The organism is Draconibacterium orientale (genome assembly GCF_900111425.1).
GTDB classification, from domain to species: domain Bacteria; phylum Bacteroidota; class Bacteroidia; order Bacteroidales; family Prolixibacteraceae; genus Draconibacterium; species Draconibacterium orientale.
This window is the reverse complement of sequence record NZ_FOHT01000017.1, coordinates 97,090-103,186: the sequence shown is the minus strand read 5'-3', so window position 1 is coordinate 103,186 and position 6,097 is coordinate 97,090. Positions and strand designations below refer to the sequence as shown.

The following is a 6,097-nucleotide window of genomic DNA, read 5'->3' as shown; positions in this document are numbered from 1 at the left end:
TAAGTGTTCATCTTTTTTTGTTTCGCAAAAACTAATTTACAAAACTTGGATGCTTATGCACTTTTACAAACATACAGCCTTTCGGGAGCTCCCCTTGCAATGGGAGCACGTTAATGGCAACTTCTGATGTTCATATTAATTGAGTGACTCCGATCCAAATAATTTATCCACTCTCTTTTTTTACAACTTTTTGATCATCCAAATATCACAACCGGTATGCCCCGAGAGTTTCCCAAAGGTTTTTCCAGTCGCTCAAATCCTGCCCGTTCATACATGCTCACGGCATTGTCGAACTCGGGTAAAGTTTCAATATAAATTTCAGCGAATCCCAATTCTTTTGCCGACCCGATACTTTTTTGCATCAGTCTAGTTCCCAGCCCTTTTCCCCGGGCTTTTGCCAACAGGTAAAACTTTACCAATTCAGCACAGCCCTTGGGTAAACCTTCGGTTGGATAAATCCCGCAACAGCCTAATATTTCGCCATCGTTTTCGGCTACCCAAAGAATCGATTTTTCATTCTGAAACAGTTCATACAAGTCGTCGGTGGTGGGATCGGAATAAACAGTTCCTTGTTTCGGGGCATCAGATTCATGAAAAGCCGCCCGGATTATTTCGGCTAAACAACTATTATCAGTGTTCTTTACCTTTCTGATATTCATAATCTAACAAGTGTATCTTTTACATAAAAAAACTACAAACTACCGTATCTGTCGGGATTTATTTTGCTTTGAAAATATACATAATCAACCAAAAACCAAACTATTGTTCAAGATCACCGTGTGGTTTAACACAAACAGCCACATTGCGCAAAGAACTTCAATTCACGGCTAATCTCAAATTTTTGTCTGCCAACTACTTATTTTTAACAGCCAACAACATGAAAACCAACAACAAAGCACACATATAAATATCAGCAAGTTTAATATACCGAATTTTACCGTTGGTTGATAAAAATCGCAGCGTATTGCAGCATTCTTTAAGTTTGATCAAAAAGCTGAAAATCCGGCAAACGCTGAACAGCTAAAACCGGCATGTAAACAACATTTAACAGGGGAATTCGGGGAACTAGAAACGTTAACAGCGGCACTCCATTTTTTTTACATAGAAACACTATTAAACAGCATTTAAAATGTAAAAAGTGCAATTATCTGGCCGGCTGGCAGATAATAAACTCCCGTTTCCCCGACGGGAGTTTTCTTTTGAAAAATTGAACAAAAGCGAAGGGTAATAACGCTTGAGTATGAATATAAGTTTACATCATTGAAACGATCATGAAAATCCTTTCTCAATGAGCAAGGAGAAAATGTGCGTTCCACATGATAGTTTAAAATCTACAATTTGAATCATATGAAAAAACTACTTCTATTAGTTGTGGCTTTGTTTTGTGGAGTGGGAATACTATTCGCCCAAACAAAGCAAATTCGCGGAACGGTTACTTCATCCGACGATGGACTACCCATTCCCGGTGTTTCGGTTGCCGTAAAAGGAACTACCTCCGGAACAACCACCGACCTGGACGGTAACTTTACGTTAACCGTACCTGCCGATGAAATCCTTATTTTCTCCTTTGTTGGGATGAAACGAGAGGAAGTGCCCATTACCGATGCTACGGTTTACAACGTAACGCTTGAGCCGGATGTAATTGGTGTTGATGAAGTTATGGTTGTAGCCTACGGTACCGCTAAAAAGGAATCGTTTACGGGCTCAGCCGGAGTGGTCGATAACGAAATGCTGCAAAAGCGGCCCGTTGCCGATATTTCAAAAGCACTGGAAGGACAGGTAGCCGGTGTTCAAACCACATCGGGAACCGGACAACCCGGCGAAGGAGCAGAAATTGTTATTCGTGGTTTTGGGTCTATCAACTCCAGCAACAATCCGCTGTATGTGGTTGACGGTGTACCTTTCGATGGTAACCTGAACTCCATAAACCCGGGCGATATTGAGTCGATGACCATTTTGAAGGATGCTTCGGCCGGTGCGCTTTACGGATCGCGCGGTGCCAACGGAGTAGTGGTAATTACTACGAAAAAAGGCCAGTCGAAAGAACTGTCGGTGGAATTAAAAGCCACTTACGGATTTTCGAGCCGCGCCATTAAACCATACGAAACACTTGGCACAGCCGATTTTATCGAAGCTTCATTCCAGGGTTATAAGAATGCGTTGATCTACACCGACGGAGTTCATCCTGATATGGCCGGCCCGATGGCTGTTGACGCCTTAAAAGGAAGCTCCGGTATTTTTGGGGCCAACGAAATGTACAATCCATACAACATGCCAGTTTCTGAATTGATCGATCCGCAAACCGGACAAGTGAATCCTTCGGCGAAATTGCTTTACGAGTCGGACTGGCTTGACGAAGTGACCAACGATAATGCAACACGCCAGGAATACCAGTTATTTATAAATGGCGGATCCGACAATTCTCAGGTATACGCATCAGTAGCCTACCTAAAAGATGAAGGGTTGCTGAAAACCACTGATTTCGAACGTATCTCGGGAAGAATTGGCGCAGAGCTGACTCCTAAAAACTGGTTTAAATATGGCGGTAACGTCAACTTCTCAAAAACCGAAACCAACTACCTGGGCTACGATGGCACCACGTCAAACTCTAACGTATGGTATTCGGCGCAGTTTATGGCGCCTATTTACCCGGTTTATGTGCAAGACGAAAATGGCAATCCCATCCTTTCCGAAACCGGCAAAAAACAGTTCGACTATGGTTTAACCCGCCCATCAGGTGCCAACCCGAACTGGAACCCTGTAGCAACTTTATATGAAGATGCTTACGAAACTACTGCCGATAACCTTTCGGGAAGATTCCATTTAAATCTGTTGGGGCTTGGCCTTGGCAGTTCGTTCGACGGACTATCATTTACAACGAACGTTGGATTCGATTACATAAATACCAACCAAACCGTTTACTGGAATCCGGACTTTGGTAACGCTGCCAACATTGGCGGCTATCTCGATAAAACCATCGTACGAAGCCTTTCGTACACCATTAACCAACTGTTGCGTTACGAGAAAGACTTTGGCAAACACAGTATTAATGTGTTGGCCGGTCACGAGTTTTACAAGCTTACCATTAACGAAATGGAAGGTTCAAAATCGGGCTTCCCTTACTCAGGAATTAAAGAGCTGGCACCGGGATCAACAACTTCGGGGCTTACTTCGTTCGAGGATAATTATTCCATCGAATCGTTCCTGAGCAACGTAACTTACGACTTTGCCGACCGGTATTACCTTTCGGCAAGTTTCCGTACCGACGGTTCATCGCGTTTCCACAAAGATTTCCGCTGGGGTAACTTCTGGTCGGTTGGAGGATCGTGGCGCATCAGCGAAGAGAGTTTTATGGAAGAAATGACTTTCATCGACAACCTGAAACTAAAAGCCAGTTACGGAAAACAGGGTAACGACAATATTGGTACATATTATGGCTGGCAGTCGCTTTATAACCTCGACTGGGCCAATGCCAACCTGAATGGAGCGCTACTTTCATCGCTCGAAAATACATCGATAAAATGGGAAGAGAACAACAACTTTAACGTGGGTGTTGGTGCCGTTCTTTTCGATCGGTTTGATATTAGTTTTGAATATTACCGCCGTCGCACCGTTGATATGCTTATGGAAAAACCAATGGCAACATCGCTTGGTTTCGATAGCTACTGGGCCAACGTTGGCGAGATGCTGAACACCGGTTTTGAGTTTAATGCAAACCTGAACCTCATTTCGAATCCAAACTTTGTTTGGAATGCCAACTTTAATCTTACCTCGTTAACTAACGAAATTGTTGAACTGGATGGCGAAACAGATCAAATTGTTAACGGCAATATCATTCAGCGAAAAGGTGCAGAAATCAACTCGTATTACCTGGCACAATCGGCCGGAGTGGATGCAGCTACCGGTGCTCAGTTGTATTGGGTTTACGACCTTGATGCTGATGGAAAACCTGGCGACTCCTACCTTTCTGATGATTACCAGAAAGCATCGCAAAACAAACGGATATCGGGCAGTCGCATCCCTGACTTTTACGGTGGTTTTGGCAGTAACTTTAAAATCTATAAAAACTTCGATATGTCGTTTATGACGACTTTCTCGGTAGGTGGAGAAGTTTACGAAAGTGTTTATTCCAACCTGATGAACCCGATTTACATTGGTACCAATTACGCTGCCAATGTAGAACGCGCCTGGAGAAAACCCGGCGATGTAACTGATATTCCGCGTATTCAGAACGGAACCGGTTTCTCGCGCCCGTTTACCGACAGCCAGCTAATTGATGCATCGTATTTTTCAATAAAGAATATTACGGTAGGTTATACACTTCCTAAAACCATTCTGCAAAATGTGGGTATCGAAAGTGTTCGCGCTTATGTGGCAGTCGATAACCTGGCCATTTTCTCTCATCTCGATGGTATGAATCCGCAGTTTGATTTCTCCGGAACTACCGACTTTTCATATACTCCGGTGAGAACAAGCCTTTTCGGAATTGAAGTAAAATTTTAAAACAAACAGATCATGAAAATAGATAAAATACTTATCCTGTTATTTCTGGTATTCGCAGGTTTTGCATGCCAGGATGAACTGGACACAAACCCTACAGACAGCACATCGGGCGATGTATTATTCTCCGATGTACAGAAAGCGAATGTGGCGCTTAACGGAATATACCGCGCTATGTATGTGGCCGAAGAGTGGTCGGCAAACTGGGCCGACGAAGAGTTTGGGGTTACCGCATTTTTGCTTACCTACGACCTTATGGGCGAAGATATGGTACAAAATGAAGGCGGAAGCGGCTGGTTCTGGTTCGATTACATGTACAATGTAAAATCGGATTACACCCACAAAAGCGGCCGCCCTTATTCGGTGTGGTTTTTTTACTATACGTTAATTTCAAATGCCAACTCAATTATTGCATCACAGGAAGTTTTAACCGGTGCACCATCGGAGATCAACAGCCTTATCGGGCAGGCCTATGCTTTGCGCGCTTACGCTTATTTCAGCCTCATCCGTTTCTATCAGCAAACTTATGTGGGTAACGAAAATGCCCCGGGAGTTCCGATTTACACCGAACCCACTACCAACATTTCAGAAGGAAGTCCGAGAGGCACGGTAGCCGATGTTTACACACAAATTGATGCCGATCTTCAGCAGGCACTCGCCTTGCTCAATCCGGAGGTGGCAGCACCGCGCACTCATTCGTCGCATATCGATTACTACGTGGCCAACGGATTGAAAGCACAGGTAGCTTTGGAAAAACAAGATTGGGCAAGCGCCGAATCGGCAGCTACAATGGCCATGAGCGGAGGAACGACAATGCTTTCGCACGAGAATCTGGCAAACGGTTTTGCGTTTAACAATGCCAACGCCGGCGCAGTGCTTTGGGGCCTGCAAATTATTGCCGAGCAAATATCTGACACCGAATCCTTATTCGGGCATATGGATGCCAGTACACAATCGTATGCCGAAAACGCACGAAAATGTGTGAGCTCGTGGTTATACAACCAAATGGCCGATACAGATGTGAGAAAACAAATGTGGTGGAATGGCCCGCTGGAAGTAAATGAGCCACTGGGAACACAGTTGAGCTACAACCAGTTTAAATTCCGCTTCTCCGATCCAACAAATGCTTTAGGCGATTATATTCTGATGCGGCACGAAGAAATGATGCTGATTAAAGCAGAGGCACTTTGTATGCAAAACCGGTTTGGTGAAGCACGAACTATTCTTGCGGAATTAATGGAAGAACGCGATCCGAATTATGATATTTCGGGATTGACAGATGCCAACACACTAACCGTAAACGATGCAAACGGCCCAACAACTCCACTGAATGGTTCATCTACCTTACTCGATGAGATTATCCTGCAACGACGTATTGAATTGTGGGGCGAGGTAGGCCGCATTTTTGATATTAAACGGTTAAAAACCGGATTCTCCCGCGATTTCGAAGGCAGTAACCACACTCAAAAATTACTGTCGCGCAATACACTCGATCCTGAATATCCTGATTTTGTGATGTCGATACCACAATCGGAATTTGACGGAAATAAAAATATGGACGAGGTGAGTGATCAAAATCCATGGGCTGACAATTAAA

Annotated in this window: 3 protein-coding genes; 2 read left to right on the top strand and 1 reads right to left on the bottom strand. The window is 44.0% G+C overall.

Features of this window, described 5'->3' with window-relative positions; all coding sequences use genetic code 11:
• Nucleotides 1-194: 194 nt before the first annotated feature.
• Nucleotides 195-659 (bottom strand): GNAT family N-acetyltransferase, encoded by a 465-nt coding sequence (locus tag BMW53_RS10890; RefSeq protein ID WP_217642936.1) that lies wholly within the window; start codon nt 657-659, stop codon nt 195-197.
• Between the two features lie 688 nt (nt 660-1,347).
• Between BMW53_RS10890 and BMW53_RS10885 the strand changes: the two genes are divergently transcribed.
• Both BMW53_RS10885 and BMW53_RS10880 read left to right on the top strand, forming a co-directional pair.
• Complete coding sequence (locus tag BMW53_RS10885; protein WP_081804759.1) at nt 1,348-4,503, top strand: SusC/RagA family TonB-linked outer membrane protein; 3,156 nt, start codon at nt 1,348-1,350, stop codon at nt 4,501-4,503.
• Nucleotides 4,504-4,515: 12 nt separating this feature from the next.
• Nucleotides 4,516-6,096 (top strand): RagB/SusD family nutrient uptake outer membrane protein, encoded by a 1,581-nt coding sequence (locus BMW53_RS10880; RefSeq protein WP_038555955.1) that lies wholly within the window; start codon nt 4,516-4,518, stop codon nt 6,094-6,096.
• Nucleotide 6,097 lies beyond the last annotated feature (1 nt).

Excerpts from the sequence above, each read along its gene's own strand:
- BMW53_RS10890 (WP_217642936.1), bottom strand. The coding sequence starts at position 659 with ATGAATATCAGAAAGGTAAAGAACACTGATAATAGTTGTTTAGCCGAA.
- BMW53_RS10885 (WP_081804759.1), top strand. The coding sequence starts at position 1,348 with ATGAAAAAACTACTTCTATTAGTTGTGGCTTTGTTTTGTGGAGTGGGA.
- BMW53_RS10880 (WP_038555955.1), top strand. The coding sequence starts at position 4,516 with ATGAAAATAGATAAAATACTTATCCTGTTATTTCTGGTATTCGCAGGT.